The organism is Devosia riboflavina (assembly GCF_000743575.1).
Taxonomy (GTDB): Bacteria; Pseudomonadota; Alphaproteobacteria; order Rhizobiales; family Devosiaceae; genus Devosia; species Devosia riboflavina.
In genome coordinates, this window is the sequence record NZ_JQGC01000005.1 from 102,000 (window position 1) to 121,888 (window position 19,889).

General features: G+C 62.8%; 23 protein-coding genes and 1 pseudogene. 9 read left to right on the forward strand and 15 right to left on the reverse strand.

Going from position 1 to position 19,889, the window contains the following annotated elements; all coding sequences use genetic code 11:
- Positions 1-99: 99 nt before the first annotated feature.
- Positions 100-2,523, forward strand: coding sequence for a beta-glucosidase (locus JP75_RS06980; RefSeq protein WP_035081013.1), 2,424 nt, complete (start codon positions 100-102; stop codon positions 2,521-2,523).
- Positions 2,524-2,626: 103 nt separating this feature from the next.
- Here the strand turns inward: JP75_RS06980 and JP75_RS06985 are convergent, their stop codons facing one another.
- On the reverse strand, positions 2,627-3,196 hold the full coding sequence (locus JP75_RS06985; RefSeq protein WP_035081016.1) for a DJ-1/PfpI family protein: 570 nt from the start codon (positions 3,194-3,196) through the stop codon (positions 2,627-2,629).
- A gap of 165 nt (positions 3,197-3,361) precedes the next feature.
- On the opposite strand from JP75_RS06985, the gene JP75_RS06990 reads away from it, so the two are divergent.
- A complete protein-coding gene (locus tag JP75_RS06990) occupies positions 3,362-4,525 on the forward strand; it encodes a D-alanyl-D-alanine carboxypeptidase family protein (protein ID WP_051960448.1) in 1,164 nt (387 codons plus the stop codon).
- Positions 4,526-4,643: 118 nt separating this feature from the next.
- Here JP75_RS06990 and JP75_RS06995 read toward each other — a convergent pair whose 3' ends face one another.
- Positions 4,644-4,853, reverse strand: coding sequence for a sulfurtransferase TusA family protein (locus tag JP75_RS06995; protein WP_244446271.1), 210 nt, complete (start codon positions 4,851-4,853; stop codon positions 4,644-4,646).
- A 7-nt stretch (positions 4,854-4,860) separates the two neighbouring features.
- Positions 4,861-5,343 (reverse strand): CAP domain-containing protein, encoded by a 483-nt coding sequence (locus JP75_RS07000; protein ID WP_051960450.1) that lies wholly within the window; start codon positions 5,341-5,343, stop codon positions 4,861-4,863.
- Between the two features lie 189 nt (positions 5,344-5,532).
- Here JP75_RS07000 and JP75_RS07005 point away from each other — a divergent pair, with 189 nt between their 5' ends.
- Positions 5,533-6,444 (forward strand): SMP-30/gluconolactonase/LRE family protein, encoded by a 912-nt coding sequence (locus tag JP75_RS07005; protein WP_035080937.1) that lies wholly within the window; start codon positions 5,533-5,535, stop codon positions 6,442-6,444.
- On the opposite strand, the gene JP75_RS07010 is transcribed toward JP75_RS07005, so the two are convergent.
- The 3 genes from JP75_RS07010 to JP75_RS07020 all read right to left on the reverse strand — a co-directional run bounded on the left by JP75_RS07010 (position 6,441) and on the right by JP75_RS07020 (position 8,698).
- Positions 6,441-6,920 (reverse strand): hypothetical protein, encoded by a 480-nt coding sequence (locus JP75_RS07010; protein WP_035080939.1) that lies wholly within the window; start codon positions 6,918-6,920, stop codon positions 6,441-6,443. The genes JP75_RS07005 and JP75_RS07010 overlap by 4 nt on opposite strands.
- 117 nt (positions 6,921-7,037) lie before the next feature.
- Positions 7,038-7,454 carry a VOC family protein gene (locus JP75_RS07015; protein ID WP_035080942.1) on the reverse strand — a complete coding sequence of 139 codons (417 nt, stop codon included), beginning with the start codon at positions 7,452-7,454 and terminating at the stop codon, positions 7,038-7,040.
- A 62-nt stretch (positions 7,455-7,516) separates the two neighbouring features.
- Positions 7,517-8,698 carry an MFS transporter gene (locus JP75_RS07020; protein WP_035080943.1) on the reverse strand — a complete coding sequence of 394 codons (1,182 nt, stop codon included), beginning with the start codon at positions 8,696-8,698 and terminating at the stop codon, positions 7,517-7,519.
- Positions 8,699-8,833: 135 nt separating this feature from the next.
- Here JP75_RS07020 and JP75_RS07025 point away from each other — a divergent pair, with 135 nt between their 5' ends.
- From JP75_RS07025 to JP75_RS07040, 4 genes are all read left to right on the forward strand, one after another.
- Complete coding sequence (locus JP75_RS07025) at positions 8,834-9,232, forward strand: NADH:ubiquinone oxidoreductase subunit NDUFA12 (protein WP_035080945.1); 399 nt, start codon at positions 8,834-8,836, stop codon at positions 9,230-9,232.
- Positions 9,233-9,238: 6 nt separating this feature from the next.
- Positions 9,239-9,658: a DUF2155 domain-containing protein gene (locus tag JP75_RS07030; protein ID WP_035080947.1), complete on the forward strand. Its 420-nt coding sequence runs from the start codon at positions 9,239-9,241 to the stop codon at positions 9,656-9,658.
- Between the two features lie 85 nt (positions 9,659-9,743).
- On the forward strand, positions 9,744-10,529 hold the full coding sequence (locus tag JP75_RS07035; protein WP_035080951.1) for an SDR family NAD(P)-dependent oxidoreductase: 786 nt from the start codon (positions 9,744-9,746) through the stop codon (positions 10,527-10,529).
- 22 nt (positions 10,530-10,551) lie between these two features.
- Complete coding sequence (locus tag JP75_RS07040) at positions 10,552-11,049, forward strand: GyrI-like domain-containing protein (RefSeq protein ID WP_035080953.1); 498 nt, start codon at positions 10,552-10,554, stop codon at positions 11,047-11,049.
- Between the two features lie 143 nt (positions 11,050-11,192).
- Here the strand turns inward: JP75_RS07040 and JP75_RS07045 are convergent, their stop codons facing one another.
- The 6 genes from JP75_RS07045 to JP75_RS07070 form a co-directional block, all read right to left on the reverse strand.
- Positions 11,193-11,966 carry an APH(3') family aminoglycoside O-phosphotransferase gene (locus JP75_RS07045; RefSeq protein WP_035080955.1) on the reverse strand — a complete coding sequence of 258 codons (774 nt, stop codon included), beginning with the start codon at positions 11,964-11,966 and terminating at the stop codon, positions 11,193-11,195.
- Positions 11,953-12,588 (reverse strand): leucyl/phenylalanyl-tRNA--protein transferase, encoded by a 636-nt coding sequence (gene aat, locus JP75_RS07050; protein WP_035080958.1) that lies wholly within the window; start codon positions 12,586-12,588, stop codon positions 11,953-11,955. Before aat ends, JP75_RS07045 begins: the two co-directional genes overlap by 14 nt.
- Positions 12,589-12,637: 49 nt before the next feature.
- Positions 12,638-13,984: an acetyl-CoA carboxylase biotin carboxylase subunit gene (accC, locus tag JP75_RS07055; RefSeq protein WP_035080960.1), complete on the reverse strand. Its 1,347-nt coding sequence runs from the start codon at positions 13,982-13,984 to the stop codon at positions 12,638-12,640.
- Between the two features lie 14 nt (positions 13,985-13,998).
- Positions 13,999-14,487, reverse strand: coding sequence for an acetyl-CoA carboxylase biotin carboxyl carrier protein (gene accB / locus JP75_RS07060; protein WP_035080962.1), 489 nt, complete (start codon positions 14,485-14,487; stop codon positions 13,999-14,001).
- 32 nt (positions 14,488-14,519) lie between these two features.
- Positions 14,520-14,957 carry a type II 3-dehydroquinate dehydratase gene (gene aroQ / locus JP75_RS07065; protein WP_035081023.1) on the reverse strand — a complete coding sequence of 146 codons (438 nt, stop codon included), beginning with the start codon at positions 14,955-14,957 and terminating at the stop codon, positions 14,520-14,522.
- 215 nt (positions 14,958-15,172) lie between these two features.
- Positions 15,173-16,027, reverse strand: a complete 855-nt coding sequence (locus JP75_RS07070; protein ID WP_051960451.1) for a DsbA family protein — start codon at positions 16,025-16,027, stop codon at positions 15,173-15,175.
- Between the two features lie 249 nt (positions 16,028-16,276).
- On the opposite strand from JP75_RS07070, the gene JP75_RS07075 reads away from it, so the two are divergent.
- Complete coding sequence (locus JP75_RS07075) at positions 16,277-17,428, forward strand: pyridoxal phosphate-dependent aminotransferase (RefSeq protein WP_035080964.1); 1,152 nt, start codon at positions 16,277-16,279, stop codon at positions 17,426-17,428.
- Positions 17,425-17,925 (forward strand): GNAT family N-acetyltransferase, encoded by a 501-nt coding sequence (locus JP75_RS07080; RefSeq protein WP_035080966.1) that lies wholly within the window; start codon positions 17,425-17,427, stop codon positions 17,923-17,925. Before JP75_RS07075 ends, JP75_RS07080 begins: the two co-directional genes overlap by 4 nt.
- A gap of 154 nt (positions 17,926-18,079) precedes the next feature.
- Here JP75_RS07080 and JP75_RS07085 read toward each other — a convergent pair whose 3' ends face one another.
- From JP75_RS07085 to JP75_RS26480, 3 genes and pseudogenes are all read right to left on the reverse strand, one after another.
- Positions 18,080-18,457: a VOC family protein gene (locus JP75_RS07085; RefSeq protein ID WP_035080968.1), complete on the reverse strand. Its 378-nt coding sequence runs from the start codon at positions 18,455-18,457 to the stop codon at positions 18,080-18,082.
- A gap of 60 nt (positions 18,458-18,517) precedes the next feature.
- Entirely contained in the window at positions 18,518-19,207 is a 690-nt protein-coding gene (locus tag JP75_RS07090; RefSeq protein WP_035080971.1) for a helix-turn-helix transcriptional regulator, read from the reverse strand.
- A 39-nt stretch (positions 19,208-19,246) separates the two neighbouring features.
- Positions 19,247-19,889 (reverse strand): annotated as a pseudogene (locus JP75_RS26480) (hypothetical protein); the annotation flags it as partial.

Here is a 19,889-nt window from a genome sequence, read left to right on the forward strand (position 1 = left end):
GACCGATTGACAGGCTCCTCCGGGGCCTGTCTTTTTTCGCAACTATTGCGCCCGGAGGAGAATACGGTGACCAATCGCATCGAGCAGCTTTTGTCGGAAATGACGCTTGAGGAGAAAGTTTCCATCCTCTCCGGCGAGGATTTCTGGTCGGTTCCCGCTGTCGCTCGCCTTGGCATCGGCAAGCTCCGCGTTACCGATGGCCCCAATGGCGCCCGCGGTGGCGGCTCGCTCATCGGCGGGGTCAAATCCGCCAGTTTTCCCGTCGGCATCGCCATCGGCGCCACCTGGAATGTTGCTCTGGTCGAAGAAATCGGCGCGGCCCTCGCCGACGAAGTCAAATCCAAAGGCGCGCATATGCTGCTCGCGCCAACAGTCAACATCCACCGCTCGGTCACCAATGGCCGAAATTTCGAATGCTATTCGGAAGATCCCTTCCTCTCCGCCGAGCTGGCGGTGGGCTATATAAAAGGCCTGCAAGGGCAGGGGATCGGCGCCACCATCAAGCATTTCGTCGGCAATGAAAGCGAAATCGAGCGCACGACCATGTCGAGCGAAATCGACGAACGTTCCCTGCGCGAAATCTACCTCATCCCGTTCGAATGGGCGGTCAAGAAGGCCGGCACCTGGGGCGTCATGAGCTCCTACAACCGCCTCAACGGCACCTTCACCTCCGAGCACAATTGGCTGCTGACGACCGTCCTCCGCAATGAATGGGGTTATGATGGCATCGTCATGTCCGACTGGTTCGGCTCGCACTCGACCGCCGAAACCATCAATGCCGGCCTCGACCTCGAAATGCCGGGCCCCGCCCGCGACCGCGGCCAAAAGCTCATCGACGCCGTCAACGCGGGCGCAGTCTCCGCCGAAACGCTCGACAAGCGCGTAACCGCCATGTTGCGGCTTATGGAGCGCGTCGGTTCGCTCGACGATCACCGCCCCCATCAGGAACAGGCCAATGACCGCCCCGAGCACCGCGCCCTGATCCGCCGTGCCGGTGCCGAAGCCGCCGTGCTGCTCAAGAACAACGGCGCCCTGCCGCTAAAGCCCGAAAGCCGCGTGGCCGTCATCGGCCCCAATGCCAAGCGTGCCCAGATCATGGGCGGCGGCAGTGCCCAGCTCAACGCCCACTATCGCGTCTCGCCTTGGGAAGGCCTCGTCGCCCAGCTTGGCGAAGACCAGCTCTCCTACGCCGTGGGCTGCGGCAATGACCGCTTCGAACCACTCCTCCGCGGCACAATGACTGTCGAGTATTTCGCCAACGAGAAGCTCGCAGGCGAGCCTGTCCATATCGGCACCCAGGAAGACGCCCAGGCCTTCTGGATCGGCCACGTGGCTGACGGCAAGGTCGATCCCTTGCATTTCTCCGCCCGCGTCCGCGCCACCTATACGCCTGAAAAGTCCGGCACCCACCGTGTCGGCATCTACTCCGCCGGTTTCGCCAAGGTATTCGTCGACGGAAAACTCGTTGCCGATGCCTGGACCAGTTGGACCAAGGGCCGCACCTTCTTCGAAGAGGGCTGCGACGAAGTCGTCGGCACCGCTGATCTCGAAGCCGGTCGCACCTATGACGTGACGATCGAGTTCGCCACCAAGCACTTTGCCACCCTCGGCCTCGCCGCCTTCGCCTGCGGCATCGGCCTGCCATTCGGCGACGCCGATATAGCCGAGGCCGTCCGCACGGCCCGCAATGCCGATGTCGCCGTGGTCTTCATCGGCCGCAACGGCGAGTGGGACACCGAAGGCAGCGATCTCCCCGGCATCGAACTGCCCGGCCGCCAGAACGAGTTGGTCGCCGCCGTGGCTCAGGCCAACCCGAACACGGTTGTAGTCCTCCAGACCGGCGGCCCCGTCGAAATGCCCTGGATCAACTCCGTCCGCGTCGTCGTCCAGACCTGGTACCCCGGCCAGGAAGCCGGCAACGCCATCGCCGACGTCCTAACCGGCTCAGCCGAACCCGGCGGCCGCCTGCCGCAAACTTTTCCAGTGCGCTGGTCCGACAATCCGGCCCATAGCCAGGACCGCGAAGTCTATCCGGGCCTTGAAGGCAAGGTCCGCTACGAAGAAGGCATCTTCGTCGGCTATCGCCACTACGATCGCCTCGGCATGACCCCGCTCTATCCCTTCGGCTTCGGCCTCGGCTACACGACCTTTTCGGTCAGCGATCTCACCGTCGACGACAGGGGCTTCGAAGCCGACGGCAATGTCACCGCTACCGTGACAGTCACGAACACCGGCGCCCGCGCCGGCTCCACTGTCGTCCAACTCTACGTGTCCGACACAGAATCCTCGTCGCCCCGTCCCGCCAAGGAACTAAAGGCCTTCGCCAAGGTCGCGCTCGAAGCCGGCGAGAGCCGCCAGGTTACCCTCACCCTCGACGCCCGCTCCTTCGCCTTCTTCCGCACCGAGGCAAAGCATTGGCTCGTCGAATCCGGCGACTTCACTCTCCGCATCGGCCAGTCTTCAGCCGACCTGCCGCTGACGGCCACCATCAAGCGCAGCACGATCCTGATGCTGCCCGTCTAGCAAGGCCCGATGCAGGAGCAAGCCTCCCGCTCAATCGGCGCTGGGGGACCACCGGGACAAGCCCGGTGGTGACGACCAACGAGAGGCCCTCGCGCAAGTCGGTCTAAGCCGCCTTATGCTCGCTGCCATAAAGCCCGAGATAAAAGTCCATATCGCCATTGCGCATGCCGAGCGATTCAAACACCGCCCCCATGAAACTGACAGGCGCGGTTCCCGGCGCCGTAACGATCTTGCCTGAAAGCACCGCCTGCGGCTGATCCCGATAGTGCTCAACGCCCTTGTAGCCCGTGTCGGGCAGGCTCTCCGGCCCATTGGACGTATGCGCCACCTCATCGAGCAGTCCCGCCCGCGCCAGCGCCAGCGTCCCGTCGCAGATCCCGCCCACGGTCTTGCCGGCAGCGTGTGCCTTGCGCAACACCTCGGCAATATCTGGCGCGCAGGGCGTGCTCCAGATGGTCCCGCCATTCACCAGCAGCGCATCGATCTCGTCGACATTGATATCCGCCACCGCCATGTGCGGCGTCACCTTCAGCCCGCCCGAGGAAACCACTTCCTCGCCATCCGGCGTCGCGAAAAGCGTATTAATCCCATAATAGCTGCGGGCTGCAGCGTTGAGCAGGGCGGTTTCCCAATCGGCATAGCCGGGCGTGAGAATGGTAACAAAGGTGGTCATGACGTGATCCTTATTGGTTCGAGCGTCAGGATTTCTCTTTGCCGCGACAATCTGCGTCAGCAGCCCATTCACGGTCCCGTCAAACTTTGCCCCATTTCTTGAGGCTTCAGGAGGACGCTGCTAAGAGTGGCCGCGTCCCCGTAAGACCTGCTTAAGAGATTCCCCGTGCTGTTGTTGCGCCGTTTTGCCATTGCCCTTGTCCTGAGCTTTGCAAGCCTGGTGCCGGCATTCGCGACCCCGCTCCTCCTCGTCGATCGCGATACCCTGCAGGTGCTCTACGCCGAGGATGCCGGCCAGCCCTGGCACCCGGCTTCCCTCACTAAGCTGATGACCGCCTATGTGGCCTTCGAGGAAATCGCCAAGGGCACGATAACACTCGAAACCCCGGTGACCCTCTCGAAATACGCCCTGAGCCAGGCGCCCAGCCGCTCGGGCCTCAAGGTCGACACCTCGGTCTCCATGGAAGACGCGCTCTACATCCTCATCGTCAAGTCGGCCAACGATATGGCGGTGGCCATTGCCGAAACCATTGGCGGCAATGAGGCCAGCTTCGTCGCCAAGATGAACGACGTCGCCCAGCGCATGGGCCTGACGGCAACGCATTTCGTCAACGCCAATGGTCTCCACGATCCGCGCCAGGTGACCACGGCCCGCGACCTCGCCATTCTCTCGCTCTATATCGAGCAGAGCTTCCCCCAATACATGCAGATGTTCCGCACCAGTGTCGTGCGCATCAACGGCCAGAAGCTCGAATCCCAGAACGAAATTCTGACCACGTTCGCCGGCGCCATCGGCATGAAGACCGGCTATGTCTGCGCCTCGGGCCTCAATCTCGTGGCCGACGTCGACCGCAATGGCCGCCGCCTCATGGCGGTGGTACTCGGCGGCTCCTCTGGCCGCGATCGCAACGAACGCGCCGCCGAACTCTTCCTCAAGGGCCTTTCGGGCGCTGCGACCGGCACCGGCCAGAATATCCTCGCGCTCCCCAATGCCGTCGGCGCCGCGCCGGTCGACATGCGCCCCAATATCTGCGGCAAGGGCGCCGCCGAATATGTGAAGGCCCAGGAAGCGGCCTTTCCAATGGGTTTGAAGGGCCAGCCGAGCTATCTCACCGACACCGTCGCCGCGCTGGAACACGTCGCCACCGACCTCGGCCGCGTGCGCACCGGCATCGTCCTGCCGCGCCCGCGCCCGGCTCACACTCCGGCTTTTCCAGTTGTTCAGGACGTCGCGGCCAACACGGCCACCGAAGCCGGCCTCCGTCCCGGCCTGGACCTCGCCACCAATCCCGGCATCCCCTATCCCCGCCCGCGGCCTGTGTTCAGGTAAAAGCACCTTCCGCCATCGTCACCACCGGGCTTGTTCCGATGGTCCATGCCGCAGCCAAGGTGAATTGCCGGGACAAGCCCGGCAATGACGACGCTAGATAATTGAGCGTTTAGTCGGGCTACCCCGCCACGATTTCAAACCGCAGCACCTCGCCCTCAGAGCTCGCCTCGCACGCATGTCCGCGCTGCCGGCAATAAAGCGGAATATCGATCGCCGCCATGGGATCGGTCGCGAGCACTGTTAGCCCGCTCCCTTTCGCCAATCCCTCAAGCTTCTTTTCCAGCTTCAGCACGGGCAGGGGGCATTTCAGCCCCCTGGCGTCGATCACCTCCGGCTCAGTTGGCAACGACGAGTACCCAATAGACCCCGTAGCTCGAGGCCGCATTATAGGCCACGCCAAGGCCGGCCTTGCTGCCCTGCGCCACGAGACCCGCCGCGTCGGCAGGGCTATTGCGCCAGCCCGAGAACGTATCGGCAAAGGTCGCATAACCCGCGCTGAGCTTCATCACGGTCATACCCGCCGGCGTCGCCGGAGCCGTGCCCGTCTGGGCATACTGATTAGCCAGCGCCTGTGCCGTGCCATCAAGCCCCGTATCGGCCACGAGCGCCGGAACGCCGCGGGTCGAGCGATAGGCATTGATCAGGTCGATCGCCTGCGCCCGATCAAGGCGTGCATTCGGCTGGTCCATACGGGCGGTCAGGCCCGAGGCGAGGGCCACTGGCGCGCCGCCGCCGCCCATCATCGAGCATCCGGCAATGGCGATCGTGGCGGAAAGGGCAACACCGAGGGCGGCGATACGAAGAAACGAGGTTTTCATTGGAATCCTTTTTGGGCTCGTGGGGCCGATTGCCGCCAAACTCTCACGGCGAACCTGATGTGAGGTTAATCCGCCAGCGGCGGCATTGCCGCGCGCAAAACCCCAAACTATGGTCGCCTCAGCCTTGTCCGCCACATTTGCGGCAGGGTCTTGGCAGGGCACAGCTTTCCTGCCGCCGGAGGGGAAGAAATGTCGGCCACAATTCACGAAGTCATCGATGAGCGGTTTCGCGATCTCATCATCGGCAGCGCTCAGCTTGAGCAAATCTATACCGGTTGCCGCTGGGCAGAGGGGCCAGTCTGGTTCAAGGATGGCGATTATCTGCTCTGGAGCGATATCCCCAACCATCGCATGATGCGCTACCAGCCCGATGGCACGGTTTCCGTCTATCGCGCCAATTCCAACTTCTCCAATGGCAATACCCGCGACCGCCAGGGGCGCCTCGTCTCCTGCGAACACGGCTCGCGCCGTGTCACCCGCACCGAATATGACGGCACGATCACCGTCCTCGCCGACCGTTTTGAAGGCAAGCGCCTCAATTCGCCCAATGATGTGGTGGTGCATTCCAATGGCGGCGTCTGGTTCACCGATCCCACCTACGGCATCCTCACGGACTACGAAGGTTTCCAGGCCGAGCCCGAACAGGCAACGCGTAACGTCTATCGCCTCGATCCAGACAGCGGCCACCTGACCGCCGTCGCCACCGATTTCCTCCAGCCCAATGGCCTCGCCTTTTCACCCGATGAAAACCGGCTCTATGTCGCCGATTCCGGCTCCAGCCATAAGCTCGACCACCCGCGCATGATCCGTGTTTTCGACGTCGTCGACGGCAAGACCCTCGCCAATGGCCGCACCTTCTGCACCCTCGACAGCGGCATTCCCGACGGCATGCGGGTCGACGTTCACGGCAATCTCTGGACCAGCGGTGGCCCGGCCGTCCATTGCTACGCGCCCGATGGCACGCTGCTCGGCCGCATCAACGTGCCCGAAGGCGTCGCCAACCTCACCTTTGGCGGACCGAGAGGTAACCGGCTTTTCATCACCGCCACCACCTCGGTCTATGCCATCTACCTGGCCGTCAGCGGCGCCCAAAAGCCCTAGTGCCGGAATTCTTCGCTGCCGGCCCAGTGGTCATCATCCGCTGGGCCGTCTTCGTCTTCCTCGTAAAAACTGTCCTCGTCGTCTTCGAGGCTTTCTCCCGCGAGGCGTTCCAGCGCATCGACATCGTCGGGCGATAGGGCGTGGGAGTGGTTGGCCGGATCGTCCAGCACCACATCCTCGATGCCGAAATTGCTGTCCGTCGCCTCGCGATCCCCGCTCAACTCCTCGATGGCCCTATCGAGTTCATCGAGCATGGCTGCCGGGTCTTCATCGCCCCAGTCGCCGCTTTCGCGAATGGCCGCTTCGTCGCGCATCTCGCGCAGTCGCGCCAGTCTTTCGTCGACCGGCCGGTCATCGCCATAGAGCAGGTCTTCGATTTCGCTCTGGCTGTATGGCTGGGCAATGCCCGCCTGGTCCGCATTGTCGAAATTGGTTTCCTGGGGCACCAGCCCGCCGCGATGGTGCATCTGTGCCATCTCTCGTCTCCCTGTTGCTGCGAGATGACGGCACAACGCCTTGGCAGTGCGAGGGTTCGCCTGCGCCATGCAAATGTGATTGAGGGGAGGGCGGGCCCGCAGGCCCGCCTTGCGGGATCAGGCCGGCTGGCCAGCGATATTGACCATCCAGCTCACGCCGAATTTGTCGACCAACATGCCGAAAGTATCGCCCCACGGCGCTTTTTCGAGCGGCATCATCGGCTGTCCGCCGGCCGAAAGACCGTCCCAGTAACCGCGCAACAGCGCCTCGTCGTCGCCGCTCAGCGATGCCGAAATATTGCTCTCTTCGGGGATGGGCATGCTGGCCGGCGCGTCGGCGATCATCAGCGTCATGCCATTAGGCGCATCGAGCTGGCCATGCATGATCTTCTGCGCCTCCGCCGGATCGTGCGGCATGCCGCCCTCGGCATAGGTCGACAGGTGCAGCTCGCCGCCGAAAATCGAGTGATAGAAGGCAAGCGCTTCGCGGGCATTGCTGCTGAAGTTGATATAGGGATTGAGACGTACGGTCATGGCTGTCTCCTCTCGCTGGCCGATGTGCAAGCCTAGACCTCTCTTGTGACGGGAAATAGGGGCTAGTCGGTCGCCCGAAATCCGCGCCTCTGCCGCAAGACTACCCAGAGTACGAAAGGCGCCATGACCAGTCCCGCCCAACCATAGGATGGGAGAATGCCCACCCAATCAGCCAGAAACCCAAATCCCAACGTCGCCACGATACCAACCACGTTCTCGGCCATGACCAGCGCCGAGGTCGTCGTCGCGCGGCTCTTGCCTTCCATGATCCTCTGAAACCGCGCTTCGGCCAGCACCGTCACCGGCGCCACCACGATATAGGCGGCCGCAAGCAGCAGGACGTAGGGCGCCGTCTGGCCCTGCGATGCCGCAACCAGCAAGACCCCGCCTACGGCCGGCAGCACCCAGGCAAGCCACGGCCGCTTCGCCAGCCGATAGGCATGAATGCTCATCAGCGCATAGACCGCCTCGACACCGGCCGCCACGATCCCCCAGGCCCAGACCGGCAGCGATACGGCGAGAAAGTAGAGCTCGTCGAACTCCTCAAGCACCTGGAAGACCAAGAGGCCGGTCGCGATATAGGTCGTCACGAAGCGCAGTTCAGCCTGCTCGCGAAACTCGGCCCAGGCATGCTTGAAATGGACGAAATAGCCCCCGGGATCGTCCTCGTCTTTGGTCACGCCTTTGCGCCGGACATCTTCCAGCCAGAAGGCGAGAACAGAGGCAACCAGCAGCGGCGGAATGGAAAGCCAGATGGCCCATTCAAAACCCTGATAGGCAACAAAGCCGCCAAACAGCGTGCCGAGCCCAATGCCCAACCCTTCTGCGGCATTGTCCCGTCCCAGCACCTTGTCGAACTCAGCCGTCCGCCCCTCGGCCGCCATGCGCTCATAAAGCAGCGCCTCACGCGACCCCGATTGCATCGCCTGGCCCAGGCTCCAGAGCAGAAAGCCGGCGCCATAAAGCCAGAAATCACCCCCCGCGATCCCCCAGAGCACAAATGTCCCCGCCTTCGCCAAAGGCGCCAGCACCAGCAGCACCCTGCGGTCAAAATGGTCCGAAAGCGCCCCGGACGGCATTTCCAAAACAATCGCCGAGGCCGACCAGAACGCCAGCAGCACCCCGATCTGGCTCGTGCTCAGCCCTTCGAGCGAAAACAGCGCCGTATAGACGGCATAGGCAAAGATGAAGTCGAACAGGAAGGCATAGGCGTAATAGACTCTAAGAAAAGCAGAAAGCCTCACCTCATTCTCCTCCCGGCCTGCGGCTGCCGGCGCTCCCGGCAACTTGCAACCAAAATGCGTCGCTTTGGTCTAGGCTCCTCGCGGCTTGCATGATAAACCGCCCTACAAATCATACACGATGAGCGGAATCGTCCCGTGGCCAAGTCTGATACCAAGCAATTCCTCACTGAAATCTTCGCCTGGTGGCGTGGCCAGACCTGGGGAACGCGTCTCTGGATCAAGCGCTTCGGCAACTATGTCGGCTCCGATGAATTCGGCAACCGCTACTATCAGGACAAGAAGGCCAACCGCCGCTACGTGACCTATGCCGGTTACGCCGATGCTTCGGCCATCCCGCCCGGCTGGCACGGCTGGATGCACCACCGCACCGACGTCGTCCCGACCGATGCCAACTACAAGCCGCGCGCCTGGGAAAAGCCGCACCAGGCCAATCTCACCGGCACGGTAGAAGCCTACCGCCCCGATGGCAGCTTGCTCAAAAGCGGCGAGCGTCCGCGCGTCACCGGCGACTATCAGGCTTGGTCGCCCGAATAAGGGCCCATGCCTCTGCGCTTCCTCTCCCGCCTTTTTGCCGCGCTGGCCTTCTTCGGGCTGGCGCTTGCTGTTGCGCCCGCCAGCGCCCAGCCCATGGCCCATCCTGTCGCGACCCTTGCCGGTCTCGACAAGATCACCGGCCGCATCACGCGCTTTGACGTCTATATCGACGAAACCGTGCTCTTCGGTGCCCTCGAGATCACGCCGCGCGCCTGCTACGACCGTCCCGCCACCGACACCCTGCAGCGCACCTCGGCCTTTCTCGAAGTCGACCAGCGCTCCCTCGACGGTACCGCCAAGCGCATTTTTACCGGCTGGATGTTCGCCGATAGCCCCGCTCTCAACGCCGTCGATCACCCCGTCTACGACGTCTGGCTGATCGAGTGCAAAACCAGCACCAACGTGCCGCCGCCCGACCAGCGATAATTCGCCAAGACCCTGTCTAAATCCTCCATCCTCGTCCGTCGTGGCCATGAATGGCCAATGCTGGCTCGATGAGGGAGGGTAAAAGATGTTGCTGAAGGGAAAAGTCGCCGTCGTCTATGGCGGCAGCGGCGCCGTAGGCGGCGCAGTCGCCAGAGCCTTTGCGCGCGAAGGCGCCATCGTCCATCTCGTCGCCAGGGGCCGCGAACGCCTGGAACAGGCGGCAGAAGAGCTGCGCCGCACCGGTGCCGAAGTTCATGTCGGCACAGCCGACGCCCTCGACCGCGCCTCGGTCGAGGACCATCTTCAGGACCTCGTCGCAATCAGCGGCCCCGTGAAAATCGTCTTCAGCGCCATCGATTGGGGCGATGCCCAGGGCACGCCGATCATCGATCTCAACTACGATCGGTTCATCATGCCCGTCGAGCGCGGCCTAAAATCCTGGTTCAATGTCGGCGGCGTCATGGCCCGGCATATGGGCGAAAACGGCGGCGGCGCCATCCTCGGCATTACCGCCAATGCGGCCCGCGAGGCCTATACCGAAATGGGCGGCTTCGGCATCGCCTGCGCCGCGGTGGAACATTTCCTTCGCCATCTCGCCGCCGAAAACGGTCCCAAGGGTGTGCGCTGCTGCTGGGTCCGCTCCCCCGGTTCGCCCGACGCTCCCGGCGTGCGCGAAGCCTGGCTGATCCATGCGCGCGAAAAGGGCATCACGTTCGAGGAAATGCATGCCGAAGTCGCCAAGGACACACCGCTGCGCCGCATTGCCTCGCTGGGGCAGGTGGCCGATGCGGTGGTGCTGCTCGCCAGCGACCTCGCCTCCAGCATGACCGCCACCCTCGCCAACACGACCGGCGGCGCCCAGGTCGATTGATTTTTTGGAAGGAGAACCGCCCATGTTGACCCTGCCCAAGACCGAAAAGCGCAAGGCTCAGCCCTATATCTACGTGCCGTTCACCGTGACCATGCGACAGATGCAGAAGCCGGCCCGAGAAGGCTTCCCGCAGCTCTTCGCCCATCTCGAAAAGCATGGCCTCAAGCCTGCCGGCGCCGCCTTCTACAACTACCGCCGCATCAACATGGAAGAAACGCTCGACGTGGAAGCCGGCATTCCCGTCGAAGCCCTTGGCCCCGAAGAGGGGCAGGTGAAAAACGGCACGCTCCCCTCCGGTAATTTTCTCGGCCTCAGTTGGACCGGCCACCCCGACAAGCTGATCACCGTCACCGGCATGCTGATCGGCTGGGCAAACCTGACGCAGCAAAAGTTCGATATGGAAGAAAAGCCCGACGGCGACCACTTCGCCTGCCGCCTTGAAATCTACGAATCCGACCCCGCCGAGGTTCCGGATATGGAGGATTGGGTGACGACGCTGTCGTTCAAGCTGAGAGACTAGGTGCGCGAAATCTCAACCCAACCACGGTGTCATTCCCGCGAAAGCGGGAACCTCCGTTTTTGGGCCCCGTCGCAAACAGAGATCCCCGCTTTCGCGGGGATGACATCGAGATTTAGGACAGATCGAGAGCCTCTAGCATTGCCCTAAAACAGCTCGTCCAAGGCGCAATAATACGCATAGCGCTCGGCATCGAACTCCGCCCCATAGGCAGCGAGGAAATCGGCAACGTAATTCTCGCCGCCATTGAATTCGAGGCTCCGGCACGCCAGCGCCAGGTCCTGCCAGCGATCCGCCACGCCTAGCCGCGCGCAATCGACCACGCCGCCAAATCGCGTACCATCCGCTAAGAAATTCGGCAGACACGCATCGCCATGCGTCACCACGCGATTAGTCTCCTCCGGCCGATTGCTCGCCAGCCAGTCGAACACCTGCTGCGCCGTCCAGCCCATCCGCTCATCGTCAAAATCCGTCTCGTCGATCCGCCCGGCCATGACATTGGCCTCGGCATCCCGCAGCCGCAGATCGAGCGAGTGATCGAACGGGCAATTGGCCGGATCAAGCGCATGCAGCCGCTTCAATCCATCCGCAAGCACCTGAATCAAAACCTGAGGTTCGTCCCCCAGGTGAGTCAAATCCCTGCCTTTTACCGCGGTCATGAGAAGCCAGTTGAAGTCATCGCCGATGACATGGTCGACCACGCGCGGCGCCGGAAAGCCCATCTCCGCGAGATAATCGAGCCGCAGCAATTCGTCGCCCATCTCATCCAAGTCGTGCGCCGGCTCGGCCTTCAGAAACAGCGCACTCTCGCCCATCGGTATCCGCCAAACCGAGGCCTGCGACTCCCCAATGGTAACAGGCTCCCATTCCCGCGCCTGCAATGACTTCAACTGATGCGGCAGTCGCTCACGCGGGTTCATTCAACGCTCCCCAATTCCCAGTGACTGCCAGCGCCTGAGCCAGCTTGTCTTCGTAGTCAGCCCGCGGAATCTCGATCCCCCCGAGCGAAGCCAGATGCGGCGTCACGAATTGCGTATCGAGCAGTTGAAATCCCCCGACATTCAGCCGCTCCACCAGATGCGCCATGGCCATCTTGCTGGCATCGGTCCGGCGGTGGAACATGGATTCTCCAAAGAACGCCCCGCCAATGGCCAGCCCATAAAGCCCGCCAACCAGATCAACCCCGTCCCAGACTTCCACCGTATGCGCCACGCCCCGCCGGAAAAGCTCGCCATAGACCGCCCGGATCGTCCCATTGATCCAGGTCGTCGACCGGTCCTCACCAACCGTGGCGCAGCCTTCGATAATCCCGTCCCAATCGCTATCGACGCGAATATCCCACCCCGATTTCCGCATCGCCTTCCGGAGGCTCTTCGATGCATGAAATCCATCGAGCGGCATGATCCCACGCATTTCGGGGCTCACCCAGAACAGGTCCTCATCCGCCGCATCTTCCGCCATGGGAAAGATGCCGGCGCGATAGGCCCGAACGATCAGCTCGGGCGTCACCTCGATGTCAAAGGGATCGGTAGGGCGGGCCATGCTCAGTCAGCAAAAATGGAAAAGGGGCGCAAAGCGCCCCTTTGAGTTGTCAGGCCTTGTTCTCGGCCAGGAACTTTTCCAGCCAATGAATATCGTAGTTGCCGGCAATGATGTCGGGCTGCTTGATCAGGCGCTGGAACAGGGGGAGGGTGGTCTTCACACCATCCACCACGAACTCGTCGATCGCACGGCTCAGGCGCTTGAGGCACTCTTCGCGCGTGCGGCCATAAACGATCAGCTTGCCGATCAGCGAGTCATAATAGGGCGGGATCTTGTAGCCCTGATAGACAGCGGAATCGACGCGCACACCGACGCCACCGGCCGGGTGGTAGAAGGTGATCGTGCCCGGCGAGGGCGCAAAGGTCTGCGGATCTTCGGCATTGATGCGCACTTCGATGGCATGGCCATAGAACTGCACCTTGTCCTGCGTCATCGACAGCTTTTCGCCCGAAGCGACACGGATCTGTTCGTAGACGATGTCGATGCCGGTAATGCGCTCGGTAACCGGGTGCTCCACCTGCAAACGGGTGTTCATTTCGATGAAATAGAACTCGCCGTTTTCATAGAGAAACTCGATCGTGCCCGCGCCCGAATAGCTCAGCTTGCGCATGGCTGCGGCGCAGATTTCGCCGATGCGGTCGCGCTCTTCCACGGTAATGGTCGGGCCGCCGGCCTCTTCCCACACCTTTTGGTGGCGGCGCTGCAACGAGCAATCGCGCACACCAAGATGCACGGCATTGCCCTGGCCATCGCCAAGCACCTGCACTTCGATATGGCGCGGCTTGCCGAGGTACTTTTCCATATAGACGGAATCGTTGCCGAAGGCGGCCTTGGCTTCCGAGCGTGCCGTCGACCATGCAACCAGCACGTCCTTCTCGCTCTGCGCCACCTTCATGCCGCGCCCGCCACCACCGGCCGTCGCCTTGATCAGCACCGGATAGCCAATTTCCTTGGCGGTCTTGAGCGCGTCGGCCTCGGTTTCGACCGCTCCGGCCGAACCTGGAACCACGGGAATGCCCAGCTCCACCGCCGTCTTCTTGGCGGTGATCTTGTCGCCCATGATTTCGATATGGTGCGCCGAAGGACCGATGAAGGTCACATTGTGCTCGCCGAGAATTTTGGCAAACCGGGCGTTTTCCGACAGGAAACCATAGCCCGGATGCACCGCATCCGCCCCGGTGATCTCGCAGGCCGCGAGAATGGACGGGATATTGAGGTAGCTGTCCTTGGCCGCATTGGGGCCGATGCAGACGCTTTCGTCGGCCAGGCGCACATGCATGGCATTGGCGTCAGCCGTCGAGTGTACCGCAACGGTCTGGATACCCAGTTCCTTGCAGGCGCGCAGGATACGCAGGGCGATTTCGCCGCGATTGGCGATCAGGACTTTCTGGAACACGTGAAAGTCCCTCCTTACTCGATGACGACGAGCGGCTCGCCATATTCGACCGGCTGGGCGTCGTCCACGAGAATGCGGGTGACGGTGCCCGAACGGTGCGCCGGAATCTGGTTCATGGTCTTCATCGCTTCGATGATGAGAACCGTCTGGCCTTCGGTCACCTTGGTGCCGACATCGACAAACTGCGGCTTGCCCGGCTCAGGCGAACGATAGGCGGTGCCCACCATCGGCGAAGTCAGCGTGCCGGGATTGGCAGCGAGGTCTTCCTTGCTCGCGGGAGCGGCCGGAACCACCGAGGCCGGGGCAGCAGGAGCAGCCGGCGCGGCGGGCGGCGCATAATACTGCGGGGCAGGGGCGTAGGCCGGTGCTTCAACCGGATAGGAGCGGGTCACGCGGACCCGGAGGTCCTCCTGCTCGATCTCGATCTCGGCGAGATTTTCCTTGTTGAGCAGTTCGGCGATGGCGCGGATCAGGTCCTGATCCACCTGCGATGACTTGGTCATTCTTGTCGGTCTCCCGGCTTCCAGTCGAAGCGTTATGCGAGTTTCTGAGCCATGGCTTCCAGGGCCAATCTATACCCCAGCGTACCAAAGCCGCAAATGACGCCGAAGGCGACTGCCGACACATATGAATGGTGCCGGAAGGCCTCGCGTTGATGAATGTTGCTGATATGGACTTCCGCCACGGGCAAGGAGACAGCCTTGAAGGCGTCATAGATTGCCACCGAAGTGTGCGAATAGGCGCCGGGATTGATCAGGATGCCGTCGGCCGTGCCGAGCGCTTCCTGGATCCAGGTGACCAGCTCACCTTCGTGATTGGATTGGCGGAAATCGATGGTAAGGCCGAATTCGTCGCCACTGGCCCTGCAAATGGCCTCTACATCGGCAAGAGTCTGAGCGCCGTAGATTCCGGGCTCGCGCTTGCCGAGCATGTTGAGGTTCGGGCCGTTGAGGACGAGAACGTGCTTTGCCATAGTCTTTTCGTTGTGCACCGGCTCTTTCCGGCGGTGCAAGGGCGGTTACACGAATTGCACCGAAAAGGCGAGCCTCCTCGGTGCTTTCCGCGCGTCTAACCGGAGAGTCGGGCGAGATTCGGGCTAACGGCTCGACAAGGACACCTTAGCCCTCAGCCGTCGTCATTGCCGGGCTTGTCCCGGCAATCCATCTCGCGTGGGCTAGGATACTCGCGTCAGCTACACACCGACTGTCCGCAAGCCCGCATATTGGCAATGCGCGTCCTGAGATCGTCGACCCCGATCGCACCCGGGATGATCTCATTGCCGATGATATAGGTCGGCGTCCCGGTAATCCCCAGCGCCTGGGCGATCTCATAGGATGTCTGGATGGTCTTGGCCACGCTCGGCTCGCCCATCTTCAGCTCCAGATCAACCTTGCTCAGCCCCAGCGAACTGGCGGCATCAAGCGCCACAGCCTTGTCCACCTTGCCACGGCTTGAAAACAGCGCTTCGTGGAAAGCCCAATAGTCGACATCCGCTTCCCCGACGAGCACGCCCACGCGTGCCGCATCGATGGATTCATTGGAAAGAATGGGGAATTCCTTGAGAATGACCCGCAGGTTCGGATCTTCCGCCAGCAGCGTCGCCAGGTCCGGCAGCGCCGCACGGCAATAGCCGCAATTGTAGTCGAAGAATTCGACGAGTGTCACGTCGCCCTCAGGATTACCCAGCACGACCTGACCCGGATCATTGAAGATCGCGTCCTGCATTTCGGTGATGGCAACCTGCGCCTTGGCGCTTTCCTCGGTGCGCAGCGTCTCGTCGAGCGCCACCGACAGCCGCTGCAGCAGCTTGGGGTCGCTCATCAAAAAGCTTTCGATCATCGGGTTGAGCACTGCCGGATCGATTGCCGCCACGGTCTGCGGCGCCGCGCTGGCAGTCGCGTCATGCTCGCTGAGCACGCTTTCGACAATGGCACGCACCGCCACCGTGTCTGTCTGCGGCTCTGGCCGATTGAGCTGGGAATAGCCCAGTGCCCCCGCGAGAATTCCCGCCACGGCGGCCAGCACGATAGACAGACGATTCATAAGAAGGGTGCTCCCGGAGATTCTGCGCTAGGGCCTTCTAGCAGACCTCCAGCCAATCTGGCACCGGACAATTGCCGCAGTCTAAAGCCTTGCTTCAATTGTTGTTGAGCACGGCCATGGTTGCCGGTAGATCGCATCAACAACCACCGGCTGTCACCCCGGCGAAGGCCGGGGCCCATCCTGAGATTTCGAGATGGGCCCCGGCCTTCGCCGGGGTGACAATCGAGGGGTAGCCAACAGGAGCCGCCTATGACCCCCGCAGCCGACGGCCTCATGCCGTTTCTCGCCATGGACATTCTCAACCGTTCCAAGGTGCTGGAAGGGCAGGGGCGCACCATCTGCCATCTGGAGCTCGGCGAACCCGGTCACCCGCCCGCCCCAAAAGTCCTCGAAGCCGTCGCCCGCGCCTTGCCCGATCCGCAAGGCTATACCAGCGCCAAAGGCCGCCTCGACCTCCGCGAGGCTCTGTCGCGCTATTACACCGAGCAGCACGGCGTCTCCGTGAACCCGGAAATGATTCTGGCCACAATGGGTTCGTCGGCTGGCTTCATCCTTGCCTTTCACACCGCCTTCCGCCCTGGCGCCCGCGTCGCCATCACCCGCCCGGGCTACCCTGCCTATATCAACACCCTCATCGGCCTCGGCTTCGACTATGCCGAAATCCCCGTCACCGCCGCGAACAACTGGCATCTTACGGGCCCCGACATCGAAGCCGCCCACCGCGAAAACCCCTTCGAAGGCCTCCTCTTCGCCAGCCCGGCAAACCCCACCGGTGCCGCCATCGACCGCGCCGGTCTCGCCGACATCATCGAAACCTGCCGCCGCCTCGGCGTCACCCTGATCTCGGACGAAATATATCACGGCCTCGACTATCGCGGCCCCTCGGTCTCGGCGCTCGAACTGACGTCGGACGCCATCGTCATCAACAGTTTTTCCAAATACTACTGCATGACCGGCTGGCGCATCGGCTGGATGGTGCTCCCCGAAGCCCTGATCCGCCGCGCCGAAATCCTGCAGCAAAACCTCTTCATTTCGGCCCCGACGCTCAGCCAGATCGCAGCAACCGCGGCCCTCAACGAACGTGACTATTCCGAAGAACAAAAAGCCAGCTACGCCGCCAACCGTGCGGCACTAACCGCCGGCCTCCAGAATCTGGGCTTCGACCTCGCCGCCCCGGCCGACGGCGCCTTCTACGCCTATGCAGGAATATCGAGGTTTTCCAACGACTCCTTGGCCTTTTGTGAATCGATGCTGGAGCAAGCCGGCATCGCCGCCACCCCCGGCGTCGACTTCGACCGCGTCGACGGCCACGGCTTCATCCGCTTCAGCTATGCCGGCACCCGCAACACCGTCGATCTTGCGCTCGACCGCCTCAAAACCTTCCTCGCGGCCGGCTCATGACCATCCCAACCCTTGAAACGCTCCGCCTTATCCTCCGCGCCCCGCGCATGGATGATTTCCCGGCCTATGCCGCACTCATGGCGTCACCGCGCGCCGTCTACATGGGCGGCCCCTTCGACCAACGCGGCGCCTGGGGCATGTTCTGCCACGACGTCGCCCTCTGGTCCCTCTATGGCCACGGCGCCCTGATGATCGACATCAAGGAAACCGGCACCTGCGTCGGCCAGGTCGGTATCAACCACGGCCCACTCTTCCCCGAAAAAGAACTCGGCTGGCTCCTCTATGACGGCTTTGAAGGCCACGGCTACGCCACCGAGGCCGCCGAAGCTCTCCGCGATTGGGCATTTTCCAACCTGAACCTGCCCACCCTCGTCAGCTACTTCGATCCCGAAAACCACCGCTCCATGGCCGTCTCCGCCCGCCTCGGCGGCGTTCGAGACGAAAGCGCCCCCGTGCAGGACGAGGGCGACGTGGTCTATCGCTATACGAACTCCTGATTGGAGAGCCAGAAGCGGCTTCAGGTTCTAACCGAAGCAGTCTCCCCACCGATGTCACCCCGGCGAAGGCCGGGGCCCATCTTGAGATCTCGGGATGGATCCCGGCTCTTGGCCGGGATGACAGCTAGCGGGTGTTGAAGCATCTGCGTCTAGCCTAGCCCCGACGGCGACTTGCTGGCGGCGTGAAAACCCTGATCCGATGCCCGTCGGGGTCCTCCACCACGAACGTAAAGCCAAAGTCCATCGTCACTGGCTCCTGCAAGACCTTCGCCTTGCCCGACCAGTCTGCATAGGTTGCCTGAACCGACGCCTCGTCGTCCTCGGTAAACGTCACCTCGACACCGCCCACCGGCAGCGGTTTCGGCTCGATCTCGTCCTTGATCCACAGCCCAAACTTCATGCCGTTCGGCAGGACATAGAGGACGAAGGTCGGCGAGTTTTCGACCGGCTTGACGCCCAGAAGGCCCGAGTAGAATTTCTCGCTTGCGGCAGGGTTAGCAACGGCCAGCAGGATGTAATTGAGGGTGCGCATGGCGTTCTCCTTTCGATGGAGAACTCCTAGCAGCCGGGACTGCCAGTTTCCGGCAGTGGCTCACGGCGGCGCAATCCCCTCGCGCTCCCGCCACTCCTTCAGCATCACCGCCCGCCGCTTCGGATAACGCTCCTCTGACACGGTCATGGCGCTAATCCGGTCCACCCGAAAACTGCGAAAATCCTGCCGCATCTCGCACCAGGCAGCGACAATCCGCACCTTCTCGAAAAAGCCGATCATGAACGGCCAGATCACCCGCTCCGTTGCCGCGCCACTGAGGTTATCATAGCGAATGACCAGCTTGCGCTCGTTCCTGATCGCCAACCGCATCTGCCCCGCATCCACCTGCGCCGGCTCCAGTCCGATCCGCGCCACCAGCAGATTGGTCGCCTCGGCCCGATCCCGCAGCTCCGCCGGCAACACCGCCAGTATCTTGCTCATCGCCTGCTGCGCCGAAGCGCTGAGCCTATCGTCGTCCGCCCGCGCCGCCACCCAGCGCGAACCCAAGACGATCGCCTCGATCTCATCAGCCGAAAACATCAGCGGCGGCAGCGTAAATCCCGGCCGCAGCACATAACCCAGCCCCGGCTCTCCCTGAATGTCCGCACCCTGCGCCTGCAAGGTCGCGATATCGCGATAGAGCGTGCGGATCGAAACACCCAGTTCACGCGCCAAATCCGGTCCCGTCACCGGCTGGTGGCGGTTTCGCAGCAATTGCAGCAGGTCGAGCAGGCGGGCAGCGCGAGACATGAGACGAAAAGGGCGGCCCGAAGGCCGCCCTCAAAATTCCTAGCCGAGACCCAGCCGGCGCTGCCACCAGCCGACCTTCTTCTTCTTGTCCGGCTCAGCGTCGCCTTCGCTCGCAGCGGGCGCAGCCTCTTCAGCCGGCTTGGCGCTCGAAGAAACCACGACGCCTTCCGGCGGCAGTTCCTTCTTCTGGCGCTTCGGCCGGGCTTCTTTGGCTTCGGCGACCGCCGGCTCCTCGGCAGCAGCGGGAGCGGCGGGAGCGGCCGGCGCCACTTCGGCCGGAGTCTCGACCCCAGCCGCAGCTTCTTCCGCCACGGGCTCAGCCTTCTTCCGCGTGCGCGGCTTGCGCTTGGGCTTCTCGGCTGCCTCTTCAGCAACCGGGGCTTCTGCAGCAACCGGCGCCTCGGCGCTCACTTCCACGGGCGCTTCGGCATCAGCTGTCTTGGCCTTGCGGGCCCGCGGCTTGCGCTTCGGCTTTTCGGCAACGGCTTCTTCCGCCACTGCTTCAGCGGCCTCAGCTACCGGCGCAGCTTCTGCGGCAACCTCGGGCTGGGCCAACACCACCTCGGCAACGACGGCCTGTTCGGCTTCGCTCGCCTCGGCTGCAGCGGCCTCGCCGCCCTCGGCTGCGACTTCGCCTTCCTGCTCGATGCTCGCGTCACACGGGTGGACAGCATTCCCGCCC